Here is a 22,308-nt window from a genome sequence, read left to right on the forward strand (position 1 = left end):
TGCCTAAAACGTCACTTTTGGCGTGCCATCAATTTAATGGCGCTTTTGCAGAGGGATATCAAGTGTCGGCCGTTCTCTCATTGTTACAAAGCCGTTTGTTGCGGCCCGTGTTCGTTACCCTTGGTATCGCCCTTTTGGTGCAGGTGCTGGTAGCTGTCGCTCTGACCCGGAGCACGGTGACCGCGCTGGAGGCCGATCTGGGCATGCGCCTGGGTGCAGACAGCCAAAAGCTTTCCGCTGAGCTTGAGCAGGCGGGGCGCGAAGTCACGTCGAGCCTCGACAGTCTCTCCACCAGTACCCGCCAGCGCCTGACAGCCGGTTTGTCCTCGCGACTGAAGGACGAGCAGGCGCAGTTGCGCGCAACGCTGGAAAAAGACCTGAAGGACTCCGCCAGCGACATGGCGCAGCTTCTGGCTTCCGTCGCGCCCCGCGCCATGTGGGACAACGACGTTCCGACACTTTCCGAGTTCGCTCGCCGCGCCCAGCGCAATCCCAACGTGCTGTTTGTGGTGTATGACGACGCCACCGGCCAGCACCTGACGCGCTACCTCAACCGGGAAAACCCGATCAACAAGGCGTTGCTGGAAAAAGGCCAGGGCGAGCGTGCGCTGGACAAGGTGCTGGATGCGGCGAAGAACGATCCTTCGGTGTTCTACATCGAGGCCCCGATCAATCCTAACGGCGTAGAAATCGGCAAAGTCCTGATGGGGGTCTCGACCGCTTCGGTGGAGACTGACTTGGCGGCCCTCGACAAGCGCTTCTCGGCCTTGATCGCCAGCAGCGATCAACTGGTGGGCGACAGCCTCAAGGGCGCGGCCGCCGACAGCGCCACGGCCATGCGCTCGCGCCTGCAGTCGGCGCAGTCCACGGCGGCTGAAATGAAGGCCAATACCACCAGCACCGTGCAGGAAGCCGCTACGACATTGCGCTGGCGCATCGGCGTGTGTCTGGCGGTGGTGGGTTTTGGTGTCCTGCTGTTGTTGGCGGTGGTACTCGGTCGCCGAGTGGTCAATCGCCTGAAAATGCTGATCGTTGCCATGGATGACCTGGCGGCGGGCGAGGGTGATCTGACCAAGCGTGTGCAGATCAACAGCAAGGATGAAATCGGCGACATGGCCTCGGCGGTCAATCGCTTTGTGGATAAGTTGCAGCCCATCGTGCGCGAGGCCGGTGATGTAGCCCAACGTACCGGTGTGGAAATCGGTGCCATGACCTTGCGCAACGCCGGTGCGGATGCGGCGGCTGGCATGCAGCGTGATGAGGTGGCGGAAAGTTTGCGCGCCTTGTCGCAAATGGCTGATGAGGCCCAGTCGGAAAGCCACGCGATGCAGGCGGCGCTGAAACAGGTGGTGGATATTCGTCAGGCGACTGACGAAAACACCCGGACCTCGGCGAAAGTCGGCAGCCTGATCGAGGAGCTGGCGGGTCAGGTCAACACTGGCGCCCAGGTGATCGAGCGTCTGGCGCAGCAAAGTGAGCAGATTGAGGTGGTGCTGACAGTGATTCACGGTATCGCCGAGCAAACCAACCTGCTGGCGCTGAACGCGGCGATTGAAGCGGCGCGTGCCGGCGAGACCGGGCGCGGGTTTGCCGTGGTGGCCGATGAGGTACGGGCGCTGGCGAGCAAGACACAAAGCTCCACCGGCGATATTCAGGCGCACATCGTCGCGTTGCAGCAAGGCGCGCGTGAAGCGGTGGCGGCGATTGGTCAGGCCGGGCGCCAGGCCAATGAGGGTTTGCTGGTGCTGCGCGACAGTGCGCGGTTGCAGCAGTCGGTGCAGGCATCGGTCGAGCAGGTCCATGCGGCGATCGGTCTGGCCACCCAGGCGGCGGCGCATCAGGCGCAGGGCGCGCAAGCAGTGCGGGGGCGGGTCCAGACCATTCACGCCCAGGCCGAGAAGGCGGCGCAGGCAGTGGTGGAGACCACGGCGAGCGGTAAGGTGCTCGATGGTCTGGCGGCGCAGTTGAAGGCGAGTCTGGGGCAGTTCAGGGCTTGATCTATTGTCTGTGCCGGCCCCTTCGCGAGCAAGCCCGCTCCCACATTGGCTCTTCGTGAACATCATATTTGTGTTCGACAGAGGACTACTGTGGGAGCGAGCTTGCTCGCGATGGCGGTCTCAGCGGCTCAGATACATCCGGGTCGTCAGCAGATAGACCGGCAACCCCGACACCACTATCAACAACGCCGCATAGGGCGCCGCCGCCGCAAACTCCACGTTCGCGGTATGCGCCCAGACTTCCGTCGCCAGCGTGTTGAGTCCGGTTGGACTCAACAGCAAGGTCGCCGTCAGTTCCTTCATCGCATCCAGGAACACCAGGGCAAAAGCCGCCCCCAGCGCCGGGAAAATAATCGGCAGTGTCACTCGGCAGAAAGCACTGAATGACGAGGCGCCCAATGTGCGTGCCGCCTCCTCAAGTTGTGGCGACGCCTTGTTCAGGGCGGTGCGGATCGGCGCCTGGGCCAGTGGCAGAAACAGCAGGGCATAGGCGATCAGCAGCAATGCCGAAGTCTGGTAAAGCATCGGCACGTAGTGCAGGGCGAAATACACCAGAGTCAGGGCAATGACCAGTCCCGGCAGCGCATGCAGCAGATACGGCAGACGCTCGGCCCAGATCGCCAGCCGGCCTTTGTGGCGCACGACCAACAGGCCGACTGGAACCGCCAGCACCAGGCACAGCGCCGCGCCACCCAGCGACAGTGCTAGGGATGACAGCAATGCTTCGCCAATTGCCGTCGCGGGAAAGGCTGCCGATGATCCCACCGCAAGCCAATAGGCCAGCATGCCCAGCGGAATCCCGCTGCCAATGATTGCCAGCAGCAGGCAGTAAAACTGTCCCGCCATGGCCCATGGGCCCAGTTGAACCTGTTCCGCGCGTCGCGCAGCACCCTGGCCGGTGCGTACGTGTCGACCCTTGCCGCGCACGCGCAACTCCAGCCACAGCAGTGCCAGGCACAACATCAGCAGTACGGCGGAGAGCATTGCCGCGTTGGCATTGCTGAACTCCAGTTCGAACTGTTGATAGATCGCCGTGGTGAAGGTTTGCAGGCCGATGATCGACAAGGCGCCAAACTCCACCAGCATGTGCAGGGCAATCAGCAGCGAACCCGCCAGCAGCGAAGGCCAGAGCAGGGGCAGGGTGACCTTGAAAAATACGCCCCAACGATTCTGCCCCAGCGTGCGCGCGGACTCTTCGAGGGATGGGTCAAGGTTGCGCAGTGTTGCCGCCACGGGCAGGAAAATCAGCGGGTACTTGGACAGGCTCATTACCAGGATAGCCCCGCCAAGTCCCTCGAAATGAGCGCTGAGGGAAACCCAGGTGAAGCTGCTGACAAAGGCTGGAACGGCGAACGGCAGGCAGAGGATCACGCCCCACAATCGTCGGCCCGGCAGATTACTGCGCTCCAGCAACCAGGCCAGCGACAGGCCGATTACCCCGCAAACAGCGGTGACCCCAATCATCAGTGCGAGTGTGTTGCGCAGCAAGCCGAACACATAAGGTCGCCAAAGCAAATGCAGCGCTTGTGCCCAGCCCGCCTGCCAGGCTTTCAGGCCGACATACAGCAGAGGCAGGAGACTGAGCGCCACCAGCAGCAACACAGGCAATATCAGCCAGAAAGACGGCCGCTTGCGCCGTGGTGCGCAGGCGTGATGCGCGGACAGTGAGGCACCCATCAATTCAGGCCAACATCGCGTTCCAGGTCCAGCGCTTCTTCGGCGTTGCCGAGGTCGGCAGGCGTGACTTTTGGTGCTTCCAGTTCGCTGAATGGCTTGAGCCCGCGATCTGATTCCATGCCTTTGTGCAGCGGGTATTCGGCGGTGGTCTGGGTGATCACGCGCTGGCCTTCTTCACTGGCCATGTAGGCGAGCAATTGCTGGGCTTCTTTTGGATGTTTGCTGGATTTCAGGACGGCAGCGCTGGAAACGGTGATCAGCCCACCGACATCGCCGCCAGTGAAGTAATGCAGCTTCGAATCGAGTTGGCCTTTTTCACGCTGCAGGGCGAACCAGTAGTAATTGTTCACCAGCACGGTGGCGACTTCGCCATTTTCCACCGCTTTCAATGCAACCATGTTGTTGCTGTAGGTCTTGCCGAATGCGCGCAGACCAGTCAGCCACTCTTCGGCTGCGTCCATGCCGTGGACCTTGATGATCGCCACCGCTTGTTCCTGGAAAGCGCCGCTGGTAGGAACGAAACCGACCTTGCCTTGCCATTTCGGATCGGAGAACTCCATCACCGAGGTCGGCAGGTCTTTTTCATCGATCAGCTTGGGGTTGAACGCAACGACGCGCACCCGGGCGGTCACGCCAATCCAGGTGCCGTTGCCAGCGACGTATTCCTTTGGCAGAACGGCCAGCGTGGCGTCATCCGTCTTGGCCAGCAGGCCTTGTTCGCCGAGTTTGTTCAGTGGCGGCGACTCTTCGGTGTAGATCACGTCGGCGGGGGAGCGATCGCCTTCTTCGACGATCTGGCTGGCGAGCTGGTTGCTACTGCCTTTGCGCACATTGACGTGGATCCCGGTCTTGGCTTCGAAGGCTTTGGCGACCGCGTCGCCGACTTCTTTGTGCTGGCCGTTGTAGAGGGTCAGGGCAACCGGGTCGGCGGCTTGGGTGAGGGGAGTGGCGAGTGCCAGGCCGAGGAGGGTGGTGATCAGGCCGCGGCGCAGGGTATTTCGAAACATCATTCGCAGGGTTCCTCACTGTCACATTGCAAAAACTTGTAACAATGATAAACGATATTGCTTCTCAAATGCGCTTTGTGAGGTGAGCTCCTACAGGGGGCGTGTGTGGTTTTCAAATGCCAGAAACGCAAAAACCCGCTTTCGCGGGTTTCTGTGAAATCCAAGGTCTTGACCTTGGATTTGAATTGGTGCCCAGAAGAAGACTCGAACTTCCACGACCTTGCGGTCACCAGCACCTGAAGCTGGCGTGTCTACCAATTTCACCATCTGGGCATTCATCTTCAGCGTTGCCGCTGTTGATGTGGCGCACTATACGGAGAGCATTTTGATCTGTAAACCCCTGATTCTAAAAATAATAAACCAGTGGTCAAAAATGCAAAAACCCGCTTTCGCGGGTTTTTGTGTGAGCCTTGAAATTGAACTAATCTCAAGCTCGAAATTGGTGCCCAGAAGAAGACTCGAACTTCCACGACCTTGCGGTCACCAGCACCTGAAGCTGGCGTGTCTACCAATTTCACCATCTGGGCAGTATCGGCAACGTTGTCCGTCGTCGATGGCGCGCACTATACGGAGCGTCTTTTTAACTGTAAACCCCCGAGGTCAAAAAAACCTGGAAAATTTCGCCAGTGGTCTACAAAACTGCTTTGCGGTGTCGATACAGGGCTTTAGATGGGTCGTCTTAGCCTGAAATTTCCCGTTTCATTACGCCTATGCCAAACTAACCCGCATATAGACAAGGTGAAAACTCTCTAATGGCCGATTGGCAGTCCCTCGATCCCGAGGCCGCTCGTGAAGCGGAAAAATATGAAAACCCTATTCCTAGCCGCGAATTGATCCTTCAGCATCTTGCTGATCGAGGTTCGCCTGCTAACCGCGAGCAACTGGTCGAAGAGTTTGGTCTGACCACAGAAGACCAGATCGAAGCCCTGCGCCGCCGTCTGCGCGCCATGGAGCGCGACGCTCAACTCATCTATACCCGTCGCGGCACTTATGCGCCGGTGGACAAGCTTGATCTGATCCTGGGTCGCATCAGCGGTCACCGCGACGGCTTCGGCTTCCTGGTGCCGGACGACGGCAGCGATGACCTGTTCATGAGCCCGGCGCAGATGCGTCTGGTGTTCGATGGTGACCGTGCCCTGGCCCGTGTATCTGGCCTGGACCGTCGCGGTCGCCGCGAAGGCATGATCGTCGAAGTGGTGTCCCGCGCTCACGAAACCATCGTCGGCCGCTACTTCGAAGAGGGCGGCATCGGCTTCGTGGTTGCCGACAATCCGAAGATCCAGCAGGAAGTGCTGGTGACGCCAGGTCGTAACGCTAACGCGCAGATCGGTCAGTTCGTCGAAGTGAAGATCACTCACTGGCCGACACCACGCTTCCAGCCGCAAGGCGACGTGGTTGAAGTCGTGGGCAACTACATGGCGCCGGGCATGGAAATCGATGTCGCCCTGCGCACCTACGACATTCCTCACGTCTGGCCTGACGCCGTGCTCAAGGAAGCCGGCAAGCTCAAGCCGGAAGTCGAAGAGAAAGACAAAGAGAAGCGCATCGACCTGCGCCATCTGCCGTTCGTCACCATCGACGGCGAAGATGCCCGCGACTTCGATGATGCGGTCTATTGCGAAGCTCGTCCGGGCAAGCTGCGCCTGTTCTCGGGTGGCTGGAAGCTGTACGTGGCGATTGCCGACGTATCCAGTTACGTGAAGCTCGGTTCGGCGCTGGATGCCGAAGCGCAGGTTCGCGGCAACTCGGTGTATTTCCCCGAGCGCGTGATCCCGATGCTGCCTGAGCAGCTGTCCAACGGTTTGTGCTCGCTGAACCCGCAAGTCGATCGTCTGGCCATGGTTTGCGAGATGACCATCTCCAAATCCGGCGAAATGACCGACTACTGCTTCTACGAAGCAGTGATCCACTCCCATGCCCGTCTGACCTACAACAAGGTCAGCGCCATGCTGGAAACGCCGAAAGCCACCGAAGGGCGCAAGCTGCGCGGTGAGTACACCGACGTTGTGCCGTACCTCAAGCAGCTGTACTCGCTGTACAAGGTGTTGCTGGCGGCCCGTCACGTACGTGGCGCGATCGATTTCGAAACCCAGGAAACCCGGATCATCTTCGGTTCCGAGCGCAAGATCGCCGAAATCCGTCCGACCGTGCGCAACGATGCGCACAAGCTGATCGAGGAATGCATGCTGGCGGCCAACGTGGCCACCGCCGAGTTCCTTAAAAAGCACGAAATCCCGGCGCTGTATCGTGTCCACGATGGTCCGCCACCGGAGCGTCTGGAAAAGCTGCGCGCCTTCCTCGGCGAGCTCGGCCTGTCCCTGCACAAAGGCAAGGACGGTCCGTCGCCGAAGGATTACCAGGCATTGCTGGCCGGTATCAAGGATCGTCCGGATTTCCACCTGATCCAGACCGTCATGCTGCGTTCGTTGAGCCAGGCGGTGTACAGCGCCGATAACCAGGGCCACTTCGGCCTGAATTACGAGGCGTACACCCACTTCACTTCGCCGATCCGCCGCTACCCTGACTTGCTCACGCACCGGGCGATTCGCAGCGTGATCCATTCGAAACAGAACACCCCGCACGTTCGCCGTGCCGGTGCGATGACCATTCCGAAAGCGCGCATCTATCCGTACGACGAAGCGGCCCTGGAGCAACTCGGCGAGCAGTGCTCGATGAGCGAGCGCCGTGCAGACGAGGCGACCCGCGACGTAGTGAACTGGCTCAAGTGCGAGTTCATGAAAGACCGCGTGGGCGAATCGTTCCCGGGTGTGATCACCGCCGTGACCGGTTTTGGTCTGTTCGTCGAGCTTACAGACATTTATGTCGAAGGCCTGGTGCACGTCACCGCGCTGCCGGGCGATTACTACCACTTCGATCCTGTGCACCACCGCCTGGCCGGTGAGCGTACCGGTCGCAGCTTCCGCCTGGGCGATACCGTGGAAGTGCGGGTCATGCGGGTCGACCTCGACGAACGCAAGATCGACTTCGAGATGGCCGAGAAAACCATTAGCGCACCGATCGGCCGCAAGAAGCGTGGCACCGAAAGCACCGCACCCGCAGCGAAAGTCGAAGCAGAACCGGCCCCGGCAAAAACCGGTCGTCGTCCTGCCAAGGAAAAGGCTGTAGAAGCCTATCGCCCGAGCGATGCGGCGGCGAAAAACGCCGAAGTGCGCAAAAGCCGTGAAATGAAGCAGGCGTTGCTGGCCGGTGCGAAAAGCGGCGGTAAAGCGGCGTCTGGGGGAAAGACCAGTCGGTCGACGCCTGACAAGGCCGTCGGCGGCAAGCCAGCCAAACCGAGCAAACATCGTAAAGGTCCGCCAAAAGCGGGCTCGGCTCCAGCCAAGAGTGGCGGGGCGCGTAAACCTAAGGCCAAGCCATGAGTCAGTTGGAAAAGATCTACGGCGTACATGCTGTAGAAGCGTTGTTGCGTCACCACCCGAAACGCGTGAAGCAGATCTGGTTGGCCGAAGGTCGCAATGACCCTCGGGTCCAGACGCTGATCGAACTGGCCAACGAAAACCGGGTCCAGGTCGGCCAGGCCGAGCGCCGTGAAATGGACGCCTGGGTTGAAGGCGTGCACCAGGGTGTGGTCGCGGACGTGAGTCCGAGCCAGGTCTGGGGCGAGGCGATGCTCGACGAGTTGCTCGATCGCACCGACGGCGCGCCGTTGTTGCTGGTGCTCGACGGCGTGACCGATCCGCACAACCTCGGCGCCTGCCTGCGTTCCGCCGATGCGGCGGGTGCGCTGGCGGTGATCGTGCCGAAGGACAAGTCGGCGACCCTGACTCCGGTTGTACGAAAAATCGCCTGCGGCGCGGCGGAAGTGATTCCGCTGGTTGCCGTGACCAACCTGGCGCGCGCTCTGGAAAAACTCCAGCAGCGCGGCTTGTGGGTTGTCGGTACGGCCGGTGAAGCTGAGGTCAGCCTGTATGATCAGGATCTGACCGGCCCGACCATCCTGATCATGGGCGCTGAAGGCAAGGGCATGCGTCGCCTGACCCGCGAGCATTGCGACTACCTGGTGAACCTGCCGATGGCCGGCAGCGTCAGCAGCCTCAACGTTTCCGTGGCGACCGGCGTTTGTCTGTTCGAGGCACAGCGCCAGCGCAGTGTCAAAGCCAAGGCTGCTGCCAAGAAGTCCTAAGCTCGGCGCAATCAAAATGTGGGAGCGGGCTTGCTCGCGAAAGCGGAGTAACATTCAGCAAAAATGTTGGATGTGCTGCCGCATTCGCGAGCAAGCTCGCTCCCACAGTGTTTTGTGGTGTGGCATGAATGTTGGCTGTTCAAATAATCACCAATTACCTTGCGCCTCCCTCGCCCCTTCTCTACAATTGCGCCCCTTGCTGTGATGGCAGGCACCAACGTGTCTAGCGTCCGCAAGTCCATAAGTGTCATTCACTCCTTGTCTGACCGCTTTTGAGCGGCAGGCTACAACCCGTAAGGAGCATTCATGCGTCATTACGAAATCATCTTTTTGGTCCACCCGGATCAAAGCGAGCAAGTCGGCGGCATGGTTGAGCGTTACACCAAGCTGATCGAAGAAGACGGCGGCAAAATCCACCGTCTGGAAGATTGGGGCCGTCGTCAACTGGCCTACGCAATCAACAATGTTCACAAGGCTCACTACGTGATGCTGAACGTTGAGTGCACTGGCAAGGCCCTGGCCGAGCTGGAAGACAACTTCCGCTACAACGATGCAGTGATCCGTAACCTGGTCATCCGTCGCGACGAAGCCGTTACCGGCCAGTCCGAGATGCTCAAGGCTGAAGAAAACCGCAGTGAGCGCCGTGAGCGTCGCGACCGTCCTGAGCACGAAGGCGCTGAAAGCGCTGATAGTGATGACAGCGACAACAGCGATAACGCTGACGAGTAATCCACGGACCTTTTAAGGAGCCAATTACATGGCACGTTTCTTCCGTCGTCGTAAATTCTGCCGCTTCACCGCTGAAGACGTGAAAGAGATCGATTACAAAGATCTCAACACTCTGAAAGCCTACGTATCCGAGACCGGCAAAATCGTTCCAAGCCGCATCACCGGTACCAAAGCTCGTTATCAGCGTCAGCTGGCCACCGCTATCAAGCGCGCCCGCTTCCTGGCCCTGCTGGCCTACACCGACAGCCACGGCCGCTGAGACCGGGCAGTCGACACGTAGCAAAGGATTGAATGCATGCGGGCCATAGCTGAGTTCATCATGCGCGGCCGTATGCAGGCCACTCTGGTAGTGGCTGGATGCGCGGCATTGCCGTTGTTGTATTGGTTGGGTGCTGCCGCCGGATGCCTTGTGCTCCTGCGGCGCGGATTGAGGGACGCCTTGGGCGTTCTTGCTCTGGGACTGCTGCCGGCATTGGCCTGGTGGCTTTACTCCGACGACCCACGGGCACTTCTGGTGCTGCTGGGGTCTGCGAGCCTTGCGTTGGTTTTGCGCGCAAGCGAGTCCTGGAACCGCGTGCTGCTGGTCAGCATAGCGATGGGAGTGGTGTTTTCAGTGGTGTTGGGGACAGCTTTTGCTCCCCAGATCGAGATGCTGGCGCAGGCTTTGATCAAAGTCATGCCGTCGCTACTCGGCGATGTCTACCAGAAGTTGTCGGTAGACGAACAAGCGCGTTTCGCGTCCCTGATTGCACCGGTCCTGACCGGCCTGATTGCGGCGTTGTTGCAAATCGTCAGCTTGCTGAGCCTGCTTGTCGGGCGTTACTGGCAGGCGTTGTTGTACAACCCGGGCGGTTTTGGTCGCGAGTTTCGCGCCATCCGCATCCCGCTGTTGCCAGCGATGTTGCTGCTGGCGTGCATGCTTTTGGGGCCGAATCTCGGTTCACAGATGGCCATGTTGACGCCGTTGTGCAGCGTACCGCTGGTGTTCGCCGGGCTGGCCCTGATTCATGGGCTGGTGGCGCAGAAGCGACTGGCCAGGTTCTGGCTGGTGGGGTTGTACGTGACGCTGTTGCTGTTCATGCAGCTGATCTATCCGTTGCTGGTGGTCCTGGCCATCGTCGACAGCCTGATTGATTTTCGCGGTCGTTCGGCACCGAAAGATGCCGATAACGCGAACGGTGAAGGTTAAAAGTTAAGAGGATTTTCACATGCAACTGATCCTTCTGGAAAAAGTCACCAACCTGGGCAACCTGGGTGACAAAGTGAACGTTAAGGCTGGTTACGGTCGTAACTACCTGCTGCCTTACGGCAAAGCTACCGCTGCGACCCCAGCCAACCTGGCTGCGTTCGAAGAGCGTCGCGCTGAGCTGGAAAAAGCTGCAGCAGATCGCAAAGCATCGGCTGAAAGCCGCGCTGCCCAACTGGCCGAGCTGGAAGTGACCATCACTGCCACCGCTGGCGACGAAGGCAAGCTGTTCGGTTCGATCGGTACTCACGACATCGCTGACGCACTGACCGCCTCCGGCGTTGAAGTGCAGAAGAGCGAAGTTCGTCTGCCGAACGGCACCATCCGCAACGTAGGCGAATTCGACGTAGCCGTGCACCTGCACGCCGAAGTTGAAGCCACCGTACGCGTTGTCGTGGTAGCAGCTTAAGCAGCACTTGTCGGCTGGCACCCTCGGGTGCTTGCCGGTAACATCGGGCACGATCCTGTTTACAGGTCGTGCCCTTTGTCTTTCTGATTCCTCCAATTTCAAGTGGCCATGAACGATATCTCCGCTCCTGAGCAATACGATCTGCAAACCGCCGCGCTGAAAGTGCCGCCGCATTCCATCGAAGCCGAACAGGCTGTGCTCGGTGGTCTGATGCTGGACAACAACGCCTGGGAGCGTGTGCTCGATCAAGTCTCCGACGGCGATTTCTATCGACATGACCACCGCCTGATTTTCCGTGCGATCGCCAAGCTGGCCGATCAGAACATGCCGATCGACGTCGTGACCCTGTCCGAGCAACTGGACAAGGAAGGTCAGACTTCTCAGGTCGGCGGCCTCGGTTACTTGGGCGAACTGGCGAAAAACACCCCGTCCGTCGCCAACATCAAGGCCTATGCGCAGATCGTTCGCGAGCGGGCGACGTTGCGCCAACTGATTGGTATCAGTACCGAAATCGCCGACAGTGCGTTCAACCCTGAAGGTCGCACCGCCGCCGAGATTCTTGACGAAGCCGAACGGCAGATCTTCCAGATCGCCGAGGCCCGGCCAAAAACCGGTGGCCCGGTGGGCGTCAACGACCTGCTGACCAAGGCCATCGACCGCATCGATACCTTGTTCAACACCGACAACGCCATTACCGGCCTGTCCACGGGTTACACCGACCTCGACGAGAAAACCAGCGGCCTGCAACCGTCCGACCTGATCATCGTCGCCGGCCGTCCATCGATGGGTAAAACCACCTTTGCGATGAACCTGGTGGAAAACGCCGTGTTGCGCAGCGAGAAGGCCGTCCTGGTTTACTCCCTCGAGATGCCAGGCGAATCGCTGATCATGCGTATGCTGTCCTCCCTGGGCCGTATCGACCAGACCAAGGTCCGCTCCGGTCAGCTTGAAGACGACGACTGGCCGCGCCTGACCTCGGCGGTCAACCTGCTCAACGACCGCAAGCTGTTCATCGACGATACCGCCGGCATCAGCCCGTCGGAAATGCGCGCGCGGACCCGCCGCCTGGTACGTGAACACGGCGAAGTCGGCCTGATCATGATCGACTACCTGCAATTGATGCAGATCCCGGGTTCCAGCGGTGACAACCGGACCAACGAGATTTCCGAGATCTCCCGATCCCTGAAAGCCCTGGCCAAGGAATTCAACTGCCCGGTGGTGGCACTTTCCCAGCTCAACCGTTCCCTGGAACAGCGCCCGAACAAGCGCCCGGTGAACTCCGACTTGCGGGAATCCGGAGCGATCGAGCAGGACGCCGACGTGATCATGTTCGTGTATCGCGACGAGGTGTATCACCCCGAGACCGAGCACAAGGGCATTGCCGAAATCATCATCGGCAAGCAGCGGAACGGGCCGATCGGCTTTATTCGCCTGGCCTTTATCGGTAAGTACACGCGATTCGAAAACCTGGCGCCGGGTAGCTATAACTTCGACGACGACGAGTAACCTGTGGGAGCGGGCTTGCTCGCGAAGGCGGTGCGTCAGATAACATCAATGTTGACTGACGCACCGCCTTCGCGAGCAAGCCCGCTCCCACATGAGTAACGCGCAATTTCCGACCACAGCCGTCGGAATTGGTCAAAATTTGTGCTATATTCCGCGCCCGCGAAATTCAATGAAAGCCAACACCGGTTATCGACATGCAAGCAGCCAAGCCGTTATTTGACTATCCCAAGTACTGGGCCGAATGTTTCGGGCCAGCGCCGTTCCTGCCCATGAGCAGGGAGGAGATGGATCAGCTCGGCTGGGATTCCTGCGACATCATCATCGTCACCGGTGACGCCTACGTCGATCACCCGTCGTTCGGCATGGCGATCATCGGCCGGCTGCTGGAGTCCCAGGGTTTCCGCGTCGGGATCATTGCCCAACCGAACTGGCAGTCCAAAGACGACTTCATGAAGCTCGGCGAGCCGAACCTGTTCTTCGGTGTCGCGGCCGGCAACATGGACTCGATGATCAACCGCTACACCGCCGACAAGAAAATCCGTTCCGACGATGCCTACACGCCAGGTGGCCTGGCCGGCAAGCGTCCGGACCGCGCCAGCCTGGTCTACAGCCAGCGCTGCAAGGAAGCCTACAAGCACGTGCCGATCGTGCTCGGCGGCATCGAAGCGTCCCTGCGCCGCATCGCCCACTACGACTATTGGCAGGACCGTGTGCGTAACTCGATCCTGATCGACGCCAGCGCCGATATCCTGCTTTACGGCAACGCTGAGCGTGCGATTGTCGAAGTCGCCCAGCGCCTGTCCTACGGCCACAAGATCGAAGACATCACCGATGTGCGCGGCACCGCGTTCATCCGTCGCGACACGCCGCAGGGCTGGTACGAAGTGGACTCCACGCGTATCGACCGTCCGGGCAAGATCGACAAGATCATCAACCCGTACGTGAACACCCAGGACACCCAGGCCTGCGCCATCGAGCAGGAAAAAGGTTCGGTCGAGGATCCGCAGGAAGCCAAGGTCGTGCAGATCCTGGCCAGCCCGCGCATGACCCGTGACAAGACCGTGATTCGTCTGCCGTCGGTGGAAAAGGTCCGTAACGACGCGGTGCTCTACGCCCACGCCAACCGGGTGCTGCACCTGGAAACCAACCCGGGCAACGCACGTGCGCTGGTACAGAAGCATGGCGAAGTCGACGTCTGGTTCAACCCGCCACCGATTCCGATGACCACCGAAGAAATGGACTACGTGTTCGGCATGCCTTATGCGCGCATTCCGCACCCGGCGTACGGCAAGGAGAAGATCCCGGCCTACGACATGATCCGTTTCTCGGTGAACATCATGCGCGGCTGCTTCGGCGGCTGCACCTTCTGCTCGATCACCGAGCACGAAGGCCGGATCATCCAGAACCGTTCCCACGAGTCGATCATTCGCGAAATCGAAGAAATTCGTGACAAAGTCCCGGGTTTTACCGGCGTGATCTCCGACCTCGGCGGCCCCACCGCGAACATGTACCGCATCGCCTGCAAGAGCCCGGAAATCGAATCCGCGTGCCGCAAGCCATCGTGCGTGTTCCCAGGTATCTGCCCGAACCTGAACACCGACCACTCGGCGCTGATCCAGCTGTACCGCAGTGCCCGTGAGTTGCCGGGTGTGAAGAAAATCCTGATCGCTTCCGGCCTGCGTTACGACCTCGCGGTCGAGTCGCCGGAGTACGTCAAGGAACTGGTGACCCACCACGTCGGTGGCTACCTGAAGATCGCCCCGGAACACACCGAGGAAGGTCCGCTCAACCAGATGATGAAACCGGGCATCGGCAGCTATGACAAGTTCAAGCGCATGTTCGAGAAGTACTCCAAGGAAGCGGGCAAGGAGCAGTACCTGATTCCGTACTTCATCGCGGCCCACCCGGGCACCACCGATGAAGACATGATGAACCTTGCCCTGTGGCTCAAGGGCAACGGCTTCCGTGCCGACCAGGTGCAGGCGTTCTACCCGTCGCCGATGGCCACCGCCACCGCGATGTACCACTCGGGCAAGAACCCGCTGCGCAAGGTCACCTACAAGAGTGACGCGGTAACCATCGTCAAGAGCGAAGAGCAGCGTCGTCTGCACAAGGCGTTCTTGCGTTATCACGACCCGAAAGGCTGGCCGATGCTGCGTGAAGCACTGACCCGCATGGGGCGCGCCGACCTGATCGGGCCGGGCAAGAACCAGTTGATTCCTTTGCACCAGCCGTCGACCGACAGCTACCAGAGCGCCCGGCGCAAGAACTCGACGCCGGCCGGCAGCCACAAGGTTGCAGGGGAAAAGACCACCAAGATCCTGACCCAGCACACCGGCCTGCCACCACGTGCCAGCGATGGCGGCAACCCGTGGGACAAGCGCGAACAGGCCAAGGCCGCGGCGTTCGCCCGCAACCAGCAGGCGGCCAAGGAGCGCAAGGACGCGGCCAAGGGCAAGGGGCCAAAGCCGACCCGCAAGCCGGTCGTGCCGCGCTAAACCTCGCTTGAGCTGAACAGAACGCCAACCTTCGGGTTGGCGTTTTGCATTTAATTCCAAAATCAAAAGATCGCAGCCTTCGGCAGCTCCTACAGGTGTAAGCCATTCCAATGTAGGAGCTGCCGAAGGCTGCGATCCTTTATCTTCGCCACATTTACGTGCAATCGATACAAACCATTTCCCTGCATCGCCCGATTTTGGTGCTGTACTGCCTCAGGCAACCGAAGAAAGCGCCAGTGCTGCTGGATGGCATAAGTCTTGCGCGCTTTCCCATACGCTCAAGGCTCGCAGGAGGCACGCCGTGTCGATTCATGTCGCATTGCACCACGTCACGCATTACCGCTATGACCGCGCTGTCGAGCTCGGCCCGCAGATTGTTCGCCTGCGTCCCGCTGCCCACAGCCGCACGCGGATTCTGTCCTATGCGCTGAAAGTCTCCCCCGAACAGCACTTCATCAACTGGCAGCAGGACCCTCAGGGCAATTACCTGGCGCGGCTGGTGTTCCCGGAAAAAACCGAAGAATTGCGAATCGAAGTCGATCTGCTGGCCGAAATGGCGATCTTCAATCCGTTCGACTTCTTCCTCGAACCCTACGCGGAAAAAATCCCCTTCACCTATGCCGCGGATGAGTGCAAGGAGCTGGCGCCGTACCTGGAAACCCTGCCCCTGACGCCGAAGTTCAAGGCCTACCTGGACGGCATCGACCGCACTCCGTTGCCTGCCGTGGACTTTCTCGTCGCGCTCAACCAGCGCCTGAGCGAAGACATCGACTACCTGATCCGCATGGAACCCGGCGTACAAACACCTGAGCACACTCTCGACCAGGCCTCCGGTTCGTGCCGCGACTCCGCGTGGTTGCTGGTGCAATTGCTGCGCAACCTGGGGCTGGCGGCGCGTTTTGTGTCGGGTTACCTGATCCAGCTGACCGCCGACGTCAAAAGTCTCGACGGGCCGTCCGGCACCGAAGTGGATTTCACCGACCTGCACGCCTGGTGCGAGGTGTACTTGCCCGGTGCTGGCTGGATCGGCCTGGATGCGACTTCCGGGCTGTTTGCCGGTGAAGGACATATTCCGTTGGCCTGTAGTCCCGATCCGTCCTCAGCGGCGCCGATCAGTGGCCTGGTGGAACCCTGCGAGTGCGAATTCAGCCACGAAATGTCCGTGGAGCGAATTTGGGAGGCACCACGGGTCACCAAGCCCTACACCGACGACCAGTGGCTGGCGATCCAGGCCCTGGGCCGGCAGATCGATGCCGACCTGCTGGAGGGTGATGTACGCCTGACCATGGGCGGCGAGCCGACCTTTGTGTCCATCGATGACCCGGATGGCGCCGAATGGAATACCGCGGCATTGGGGCCGGATAAACGACGGTTGTCCTCCGAACTGTTCCAACGCATGCGTAAACACTACGCGCCCCAGGGGCTGGTGCATTTCGGGCAGGGCAAGTGGTACCCCGGCGAGCAACTGCCGCGCTGGTCGCTCAATTGCTACTGGCGCCGTGACGGCGTGCCGATCTGGCACAACAGCGCGCTGATCGCCGACGAGCAGGAAGACTACGGCGCCGACGGAGCACTGGCCGGGCGTTTTCTGGCGAGTGTCGCCGAACGCCTGAAAATTCCGACACGCTTTGTGTTTGCGGCCTACGAAGACAATTTCTATTACCTCTGGCGCGAAGGGATGCTGCCGCAAAACGTCAGCGCCGAAGACTCGCGCCTGGAAGAACCTCTGGAGCGTGCGCGCCTGCGCAAAGTGTTCAGCCAAGGCCTGGACAAGGTGATTGGCCAGGTCCTTCCATTGGCGCGCACTGCCAAGGGCGATCAATGGCAGAGCGGCCGCTGGTATTTGCGCGACGAGCACTGCCGACTGGTGCCGGGGGACTCGCCGCTGGGCTATCGCTTGCCGCTGGGTTCGCAACCCTGGGTGAAAGCGGCGGAATATCCGTTCATTCATCCGCAAGACCCGAATCAAGACTTCCCGCCGCTGCCCGACACCACGCAACTGCAAAGCCAAAGCGAAGCTGCCGAGGTGCAGGAACGCGCACCGAAGATCGACGAGTCCGCCGACTGGCTGACCCGTACCGCCTTCTGCGCCGAGGCGCGGGCGGGTCGGTTGTACCTGTTCATGCCGCCGCTGGAACGGGTCGAGGACTATCTCGAACTGGTCGCTGCCATCGAAGCCACCGCCGAAGAGCTGATGTGCCCGGTGTTGCTGGAAGGCTACGAGCCGCCGAGCGATCCACGCCTGAGCAATTTCCGCATCACCCCGGATCCGGGGGTGATCGAGGTCAACGTGCAGCCGTCCGCGACCTGGGATGAGTTGGTCGAGCGCACAGAATTCCTCTACGAAGAAGCGCGCCAGACCCGGCTGACCACCGAGAAATTCATGATCGACGGCCGACACACCGGCACGGGCGGCGGTAACCACTTCGTGCTGGGTGGCGCGACGCCGGGGGACTCGCCGTTTTTGCGTCGCCCGGATCTGCTGCGCAGCCTGATCAGCTACTGGCACAACCATCCGTCGCTGTCCTACCTGTTTTCCGGATTGTTCATCGGCCCGACATCCCAGGCGCCCCGTGTCGACGAAGCGCGCAACGATGCCTTGTACGAGTTGGAAATTGCCTTCGCACAGATGCCTGAACCGGGTGAAGAATGTCCGCCATGGTTGGTGGACCGGCTGCTGCGCAATCTGCTGATCGATGTGACCGGCAATACCCACCGTGCCGAGTTCTGCATCGACAAACTCTATTCGCCGGACGGTGCCACCGGGCGCCTGGGGTTGCTGGAGCTGCGTGCGTTCGAGATGCCGCCCCATGCCCGAATGAGCCTGGCGCAACAGCTGTTGCTGCGGGCGCTGGTCGCGCGGTTCTGGCGCGAGCCCTATGCACCGCCGAAACTGGCGCGCTGGGGAACGGAGCTGCACGATCGCTTCCTGTTGCCGCACTTTATCGAGCAAGACTTCGCCGATGTCATCGTCGACCTCAACGCCGCCGGTTATCCGGTGCGGGCGGAATGGTTCGCCGCGCATCTGGAGTTCCGTTTCCCCAAGGTTGGCGACTACGCCGTCAGCGGCATTGCATTGGAACTGCGCCAGGCGCTCGAACCCTGGCACGTGCTGGGCGAAGAGGGCGCCATGGGCGGTACGGTGCGTTACGTGGATTCGTCGCTGGAGCGCTTGCAGGTCAAGCTCAGCGGCTTGCCGCCCCAGCGTTATCTGCTGACCTGCAACGGCATTCCGGTGCCCTTGCAGCCCACCGGACGTGTAGGCGAATTCGTCGCGGGCGTGAGATTTCGCGCCTGGCAACCGGCCAACTGCCTGCAACCGACCATCCCGGTGCACGCGCCGCTGGTGTTCGACCTGCTCGACACCTGGATGCAGCGCTCGCTGGGCGGTTGCCAGTACCACGTGGCCCATCCGGGCGGGCGCAATTACGACAGCTTGCCGGTCAATGCCAATGAAGCGGAGAGCCGGCGAATGGCGCGGTTCTTCCGCATCGGACACACGCCGGGAAAACTTCCTGTACCCAATGTGGAAATTAATGACGAGCTACCTATGACACTCGATTTGCGACGTTTCTAAACCGTACGCGACGCTCGGATTTTTCGTATATCCGGGCGTCACGAGCCTGCGTTAGTCTGACCGTTCATTGCTGTCTGCCGAGCTTTCCATGCCTGACCTGCTAGACCGCTACCCGCTGACGGCGGGCACCTATCACGAACTGCTCGACGACAGTGGCGCCGTGCGCCCGCACTGGTGCCGGCTGTTCGAGCAGTTGCAACGCAGCACGCCGGCGCAGCTGGTGCAGCGTCAGGCCCTGCTGACCCGGCAGATTCAGGAAAACGGCGTTACCTATAACGTCTATGCCGATCCCAAGGGCGCGGACCGGCCGTGGGAGCTGGACCTGCTGCCCCATGTCATCGCAGCTGATGAGTGGCAACAGTTGTCGGCGGGCATCGCTCAGCGGGCGCGCTTGCTCAATGCCGTGCTGGCTGACCTTTACGGTCCGCAACGGCTGATTGCCGAAGGTCTGCTGCCCGCCGAGCTGGTGTTCGGTCACAACAACTTCCTTTGGCCCTGCCAGGGTATCAGCCCGCCCGACGGGGCCTTTCTGCATCTGTATGCCGTGGATCTGGCGCGCACACCCGATGGTCGCTGGTGGGTGACGGCGGATCGTACCCAGGCGCCTTCGGGAGCCGGGTATGCGCTGGAAAACCGCACGATTGTGTCCCGGGCCTTTCCCGAGTTGTACCGCGATTTGAAAGTGCAGCACCTGGCCGGGTTCTTCCGCACCTTGCAGGAAACCCTTGCCCGTCAGGCCCCGAGTGACGGGGACGCGCCGTTGGTGGTACTGCTGACACCGGGGCGTTTCAACGAAAGCTATTTTGAACATTTGTATCTGGCTCGCCAGCTCGGTTATCCGCTGGTGGAGGGCGGCGACCTGACGGTGCGCGACGCCACGGTCTACTTGAAAACACTGAGTGGCCTGCGTCGGGTTCACGCGATCATGCGTCGGCTTGATGACGATTTCTGCGACCCGCTGGAACTGCGTACCGACTCAGCCCTCGGCGTGCCGGGCCTGCTGGAAGCCGTGCGGCAGGGGCGGGTGCTGGTGGCCAACGCCCTCGGCAGCGGAGTGCTGGAGTCGCCCGGTTTGTTGGGCTTCCTGCCGAAGATCAATCAATTCCTGTTTGGCGAAGAACTGATCCTGCCGTCCATCGCCACCTGGTGGTGTGGCGAAGCGCCGGTTCTGGCCCAGGCCCTGGAGAAACTGCCGGAACTGCTGATCAAGCCGGCGTTTCCGTCCCAGAGCTTTGCTCCGGTATTTGGCCGGGATTTGAGTGAAAAACAGCGCCAGGAACTCGCCGAGCGCATGCAGGCTCGGCCCTACGCCTATGTGGCGCAAGAACTCGCGCAGTTGTCCCAGGCGCCGATCTGGCAAGCCGAAGACGGTCAATTGCAACCCCGCGCCATCGGCATGCGCGTGTATGCGGTGGCCAGTCGCGAGGGATATCGGGTATTGCCCGGTGGCTTGACCCGGGTCGCCGCCCAAGCCGATGCCGAAGTGGTGTCGATGCAGCGCGGTGGCGCCAGCAAGGACACCTGGGTGTTGGGCGAGCGTGCGCCCAGTGGCGAACAATGGAAGGCCCAGCGCAACATCGGCGTTCACGATCTGGTGCGGCGCGATCCGTACCTGCCGTCGCGAGTCGTGGAAAACCTGTTCTGGTTCGGTCGTTACTGCGAGCGTTGCGACGACAGTGCCCGTTTGCTGCGCATCATGCTGGCGCGCTATGTCGACGGCGACGACCCGCAAGCCCTGCAGGCCGCTGTGGACCTCGGCGAACGGCTGATATTGCTGCCCGAGGAGGGCGAGTTGCAGGAGCGCCTGTTGGCGGCGTTGCTCGGTGATGACTGGCCGTTCAGCCTGCGTTCCAACCTGCAGCGCTTGCAGTGGGCTGCTTCGCAGGTGCGCGGCAAGCTCTCGCGGGAAAACTGGCAGGCGCTGGTGGAGTTGCAGCGCGAAGCCATGGAGCTGGAAACCGAAGAGCCGGATTTCGGCGAGCTGCTGGATTTCCTCAACCGTCTGGTGATGTCCCTGGCGGCGCTGTCCGGCTTTGCACTGGACGACATGACCCGGGACGAAGGCTGGCGTTTCCTGATGATTGGCCGACGGATCGAGCGCCTGCAATTTCTCAGCGGCAGCCTGGCGGCGTTCCTTCGGGGCGCCGGGGCTTTTGACCAGGCCGGGCTGGAATGGCTGCTGGAACTGGGCAACAGCAGCATCACCTACCGTTCTCGATACCTGGCGGTGGCACAGTTGATCCCGGTGCTCGACCTGCTTTTGCTCGACGAGCAGAACCCTCATGCCGTGTTGTTCCAGTTGAAACTGGTGACCCGCACCCTCAAGCGTCTCAACGATGACTTTGGCGTGCCGCGTGAAGCCGCGCTGCCACAATTGGTCGAGCGTCTGGCGCGATTCGATCTGGGCTGCCTGGAAAACCCGCTGTTCGGCGACGCCAGTGTTCGCGCCGCCATCGAGGGGCTGGCCGCGCTGCTGCAAGAGATCGCCGACGCCAGCGGGCAGGTTTCCGATCGCCTGGCGCTGCGGCATTTCGCCCATGTCGATGATGTCAGCCAACGCACGGTGTCCGTCTGATGAGTGCTCATTACCAGATTTTCCACGACACCCATTACCACTACGACAGCCCGGTGTCCCTGGCCCAGCAACTGGCGCATTTGTGGCCGCGGCCTTGTGCCTGGCAGCGCTGCACCGACCGGCAATTGCAGATCAGCCCCGAGCCGACCTCGCGTCGGGATGAACTGGATGTGTTCGGTAATCCGCTGACCCGGCTGGCGTTCGAGCGTCCTCATGATGAATTGCTGGTCAACGCCAGCCTGACCATTGAAGTGCTGCCCCGGCCTGCGTTGGACTTCAATCGGTCACCCGCGTGGGAACAGACCCGTAGCGCGCTGACCTACAGCAGCCAGCCGCTGTCGCCCGAGCTGCTTGAAGCCTGCCGATACCGCTTCGAATCGCCGTATGTGCATTTGAAGAAAAACTTCGTCGAGTTCTCGCAAAGCTGTTTTCCGCCCGGTCGAGCGTTATTGCTCGGCGTGCAGGCGCTGATGGAGAAAATCTTCAGCGAGTTCACCTTCGATGCCGAGGCGACCCAGGTGGCGACGCCGCTGGTGGAGGTGCTGGAGCGTCGGCGCGGGGTCTGTCAGGACTTTGCCCACCTGATGCTCGCTTGCGTACGTTCCAGAGGGTTGGCGGCGCGCTACATCAGCGGCTACTTGCTGACTCAGCCACCCCCGGGCCAGCCTCGGCTTATCGGCGCCGATGCGTCCCACGCCTGGGTCTCGGTGTTTTGTCCGGTGCTGGGGTGGGTGGATTTCGATCCGACCAACAATGTGCAACCGGCACTGGAGCACATCACCCTGGCCTGGGGCCGGGATTTTTCCGATGTGTCGCCGTTGCGGGGGGTGATTCTGGGTGGGGGCAACCATGATCCGGAAGTGCGTGTGACCGTAATGCCACTGGATTAACGCAGGTCAAAATGTGGGAGCGGGCTTGCTCGCGAAAGCAATTTCATATTCAA

General features: G+C 60.9%; 14 protein-coding genes and 2 tRNA genes. 12 read left to right on the plus strand and 4 right to left on the minus strand.

Translation table 11 applies throughout. The features are described 5' to 3' along the window. Positions 1 to 62: 62 nt before the first annotated feature. On the plus strand, positions 63 to 1,997 hold the full coding sequence (locus ACM6G4_RS17865; RefSeq protein WP_414914225.1) for a methyl-accepting chemotaxis protein: 1,935 nt from the start codon (positions 63 to 65) through the stop codon (positions 1,995 to 1,997). 120 nt (positions 1,998 to 2,117) lie between these two features. On the opposite strand, the gene ACM6G4_RS17870 is transcribed toward ACM6G4_RS17865, so the two are convergent. From ACM6G4_RS17870 to ACM6G4_RS17885, 4 genes are all read right to left on the minus strand, one after another. Continuing rightward, positions 2,118 to 3,674, minus strand: coding sequence for an ABC transporter permease (locus tag ACM6G4_RS17870; protein ID WP_414914226.1), 1,557 nt, complete (start codon positions 3,672 to 3,674; stop codon positions 2,118 to 2,120). Continuing rightward, positions 3,674 to 4,684, minus strand: coding sequence for an extracellular solute-binding protein (locus ACM6G4_RS17875; RefSeq protein WP_056725448.1), 1,011 nt, complete (start codon positions 4,682 to 4,684; stop codon positions 3,674 to 3,676). The genes ACM6G4_RS17870 and ACM6G4_RS17875 overlap by 1 nt, the downstream gene beginning before the upstream one ends. Positions 4,685 to 4,867: 183 nt before the next feature. Continuing rightward, positions 4,868 to 4,954 (minus strand) — tRNA-Leu (locus ACM6G4_RS17880). 167 nt (positions 4,955 to 5,121) lie between these two features. Next, a tRNA-Leu gene (locus ACM6G4_RS17885) sits at positions 5,122 to 5,208 on the minus strand. A gap of 225 nt (positions 5,209 to 5,433) precedes the next feature. On the opposite strand from ACM6G4_RS17885, the gene rnr reads away from it, so the two are divergent. From rnr to ACM6G4_RS17940, 11 genes are all read left to right on the plus strand, one after another. Further along, positions 5,434 to 8,061 carry a ribonuclease R gene (rnr, locus tag ACM6G4_RS17890; protein WP_414914227.1) on the plus strand — a complete coding sequence of 876 codons (2,628 nt, stop codon included), beginning with the start codon at positions 5,434 to 5,436 and terminating at the stop codon, positions 8,059 to 8,061. Beyond that, the gene (gene rlmB / locus ACM6G4_RS17895; RefSeq protein WP_414914228.1) at positions 8,058 to 8,825 is read left to right on the plus strand and encodes a 23S rRNA (guanosine(2251)-2'-O)-methyltransferase RlmB; all 768 of its coding nucleotides are present in this window, start codon (positions 8,058 to 8,060) and stop codon (positions 8,823 to 8,825) included. Before rnr ends, rlmB begins: the two co-directional genes overlap by 4 nt. A 306-nt stretch (positions 8,826 to 9,131) precedes the next feature. After that, the gene (gene rpsF, locus ACM6G4_RS17900) at positions 9,132 to 9,554 is read left to right on the plus strand and encodes a 30S ribosomal protein S6 (protein ID WP_008048087.1); all 423 of its coding nucleotides are present in this window, start codon (positions 9,132 to 9,134) and stop codon (positions 9,552 to 9,554) included. Between the two features lie 28 nt (positions 9,555 to 9,582). Continuing rightward, positions 9,583 to 9,813 carry a 30S ribosomal protein S18 gene (gene rpsR, locus ACM6G4_RS17905; protein WP_002551829.1) on the plus strand — a complete coding sequence of 77 codons (231 nt, stop codon included), beginning with the start codon at positions 9,583 to 9,585 and terminating at the stop codon, positions 9,811 to 9,813. A gap of 36 nt (positions 9,814 to 9,849) precedes the next feature. Further along, entirely contained in the window at positions 9,850 to 10,743 is an 894-nt protein-coding gene (locus tag ACM6G4_RS17910; RefSeq protein WP_056725445.1) for a hypothetical protein, read from the plus strand. A gap of 19 nt (positions 10,744 to 10,762) precedes the next feature. Beyond that, complete coding sequence (gene rplI, locus ACM6G4_RS17915) at positions 10,763 to 11,209, plus strand: 50S ribosomal protein L9 (protein WP_007973276.1); 447 nt, start codon at positions 10,763 to 10,765, stop codon at positions 11,207 to 11,209. A 108-nt stretch (positions 11,210 to 11,317) separates the two neighbouring features. Beyond that, positions 11,318 to 12,715 (plus strand): replicative DNA helicase, encoded by a 1,398-nt coding sequence (dnaB, locus tag ACM6G4_RS17920; RefSeq protein ID WP_056725443.1) that lies wholly within the window; start codon positions 11,318 to 11,320, stop codon positions 12,713 to 12,715. A gap of 194 nt (positions 12,716 to 12,909) precedes the next feature. Then, complete coding sequence (locus ACM6G4_RS17925) at positions 12,910 to 15,213, plus strand: YgiQ family radical SAM protein (RefSeq protein ID WP_056725442.1); 2,304 nt, start codon at positions 12,910 to 12,912, stop codon at positions 15,211 to 15,213. 301 nt (positions 15,214 to 15,514) lie between these two features. After that, positions 15,515 to 18,790, plus strand: a complete 3,276-nt coding sequence (locus ACM6G4_RS17930; protein ID WP_414914229.1) for a DUF2126 domain-containing protein — start codon at positions 15,515 to 15,517, stop codon at positions 18,788 to 18,790. Between the two features lie 88 nt (positions 18,791 to 18,878). Next, positions 18,879 to 21,365: a circularly permuted type 2 ATP-grasp protein gene (locus ACM6G4_RS17935; protein ID WP_414914230.1), complete on the plus strand. Its 2,487-nt coding sequence runs from the start codon at positions 18,879 to 18,881 to the stop codon at positions 21,363 to 21,365. Beyond that, a complete protein-coding gene (locus ACM6G4_RS17940) occupies positions 21,365 to 22,255 on the plus strand; it encodes a transglutaminase family protein (RefSeq protein WP_223541723.1) in 891 nt (296 codons plus the stop codon). The genes ACM6G4_RS17935 and ACM6G4_RS17940 overlap by 1 nt, the downstream gene beginning before the upstream one ends. The last annotated feature ends 53 nt before the right edge of the window (positions 22,256 to 22,308 follow it).

It is taken from the genome of Pseudomonas sp. IT-P258 (assembly GCF_949767825.1).
Taxonomy (GTDB): domain Bacteria; phylum Pseudomonadota; class Gammaproteobacteria; order Pseudomonadales; family Pseudomonadaceae; genus Aquipseudomonas; species Aquipseudomonas monachiensis.

What these genes read in the sequence shown, in the direction of transcription:
- ACM6G4_RS17925 (WP_056725442.1), top strand. Translation starts at nt 12,910, where the DNA reads ATGCAAGCAGCCAAGCCGTTATTTGACTATCCCAAGTACTGGGCCGAA.
- rplI (WP_007973276.1), top strand. Translation starts at nt 10,763, where the DNA reads ATGCAACTGATCCTTCTGGAAAAAGTCACCAACCTGGGCAACCTGGGT.
- ACM6G4_RS17875 (WP_056725448.1), bottom strand. Translation starts at nt 4,684, where the DNA reads ATGATGTTTCGAAATACCCTGCGCCGCGGCCTGATCACCACCCTCCTC.
- rpsF (WP_008048087.1), top strand. Translation starts at nt 9,132, where the DNA reads ATGCGTCATTACGAAATCATCTTTTTGGTCCACCCGGATCAAAGCGAG.
- ACM6G4_RS17935 (WP_414914230.1), top strand. Translation starts at nt 18,879, where the DNA reads ATGCCTGACCTGCTAGACCGCTACCCGCTGACGGCGGGCACCTATCAC.
- ACM6G4_RS17870 (WP_414914226.1), bottom strand. Translation starts at nt 3,674, where the DNA reads ATGGGTGCCTCACTGTCCGCGCATCACGCCTGCGCACCACGGCGCAAG.
- ACM6G4_RS17940 (WP_223541723.1), top strand. Translation starts at nt 21,365, where the DNA reads ATGAGTGCTCATTACCAGATTTTCCACGACACCCATTACCACTACGAC.
- rlmB (WP_414914228.1), top strand. Translation starts at nt 8,058, where the DNA reads ATGAGTCAGTTGGAAAAGATCTACGGCGTACATGCTGTAGAAGCGTTG.
- ACM6G4_RS17910 (WP_056725445.1), top strand. Translation starts at nt 9,850, where the DNA reads ATGCGGGCCATAGCTGAGTTCATCATGCGCGGCCGTATGCAGGCCACT.
- rpsR (WP_002551829.1), top strand. Translation starts at nt 9,583, where the DNA reads ATGGCACGTTTCTTCCGTCGTCGTAAATTCTGCCGCTTCACCGCTGAA.
- dnaB (WP_056725443.1), top strand. Translation starts at nt 11,318, where the DNA reads ATGAACGATATCTCCGCTCCTGAGCAATACGATCTGCAAACCGCCGCG.
- rnr (WP_414914227.1), top strand. Translation starts at nt 5,434, where the DNA reads ATGGCCGATTGGCAGTCCCTCGATCCCGAGGCCGCTCGTGAAGCGGAA.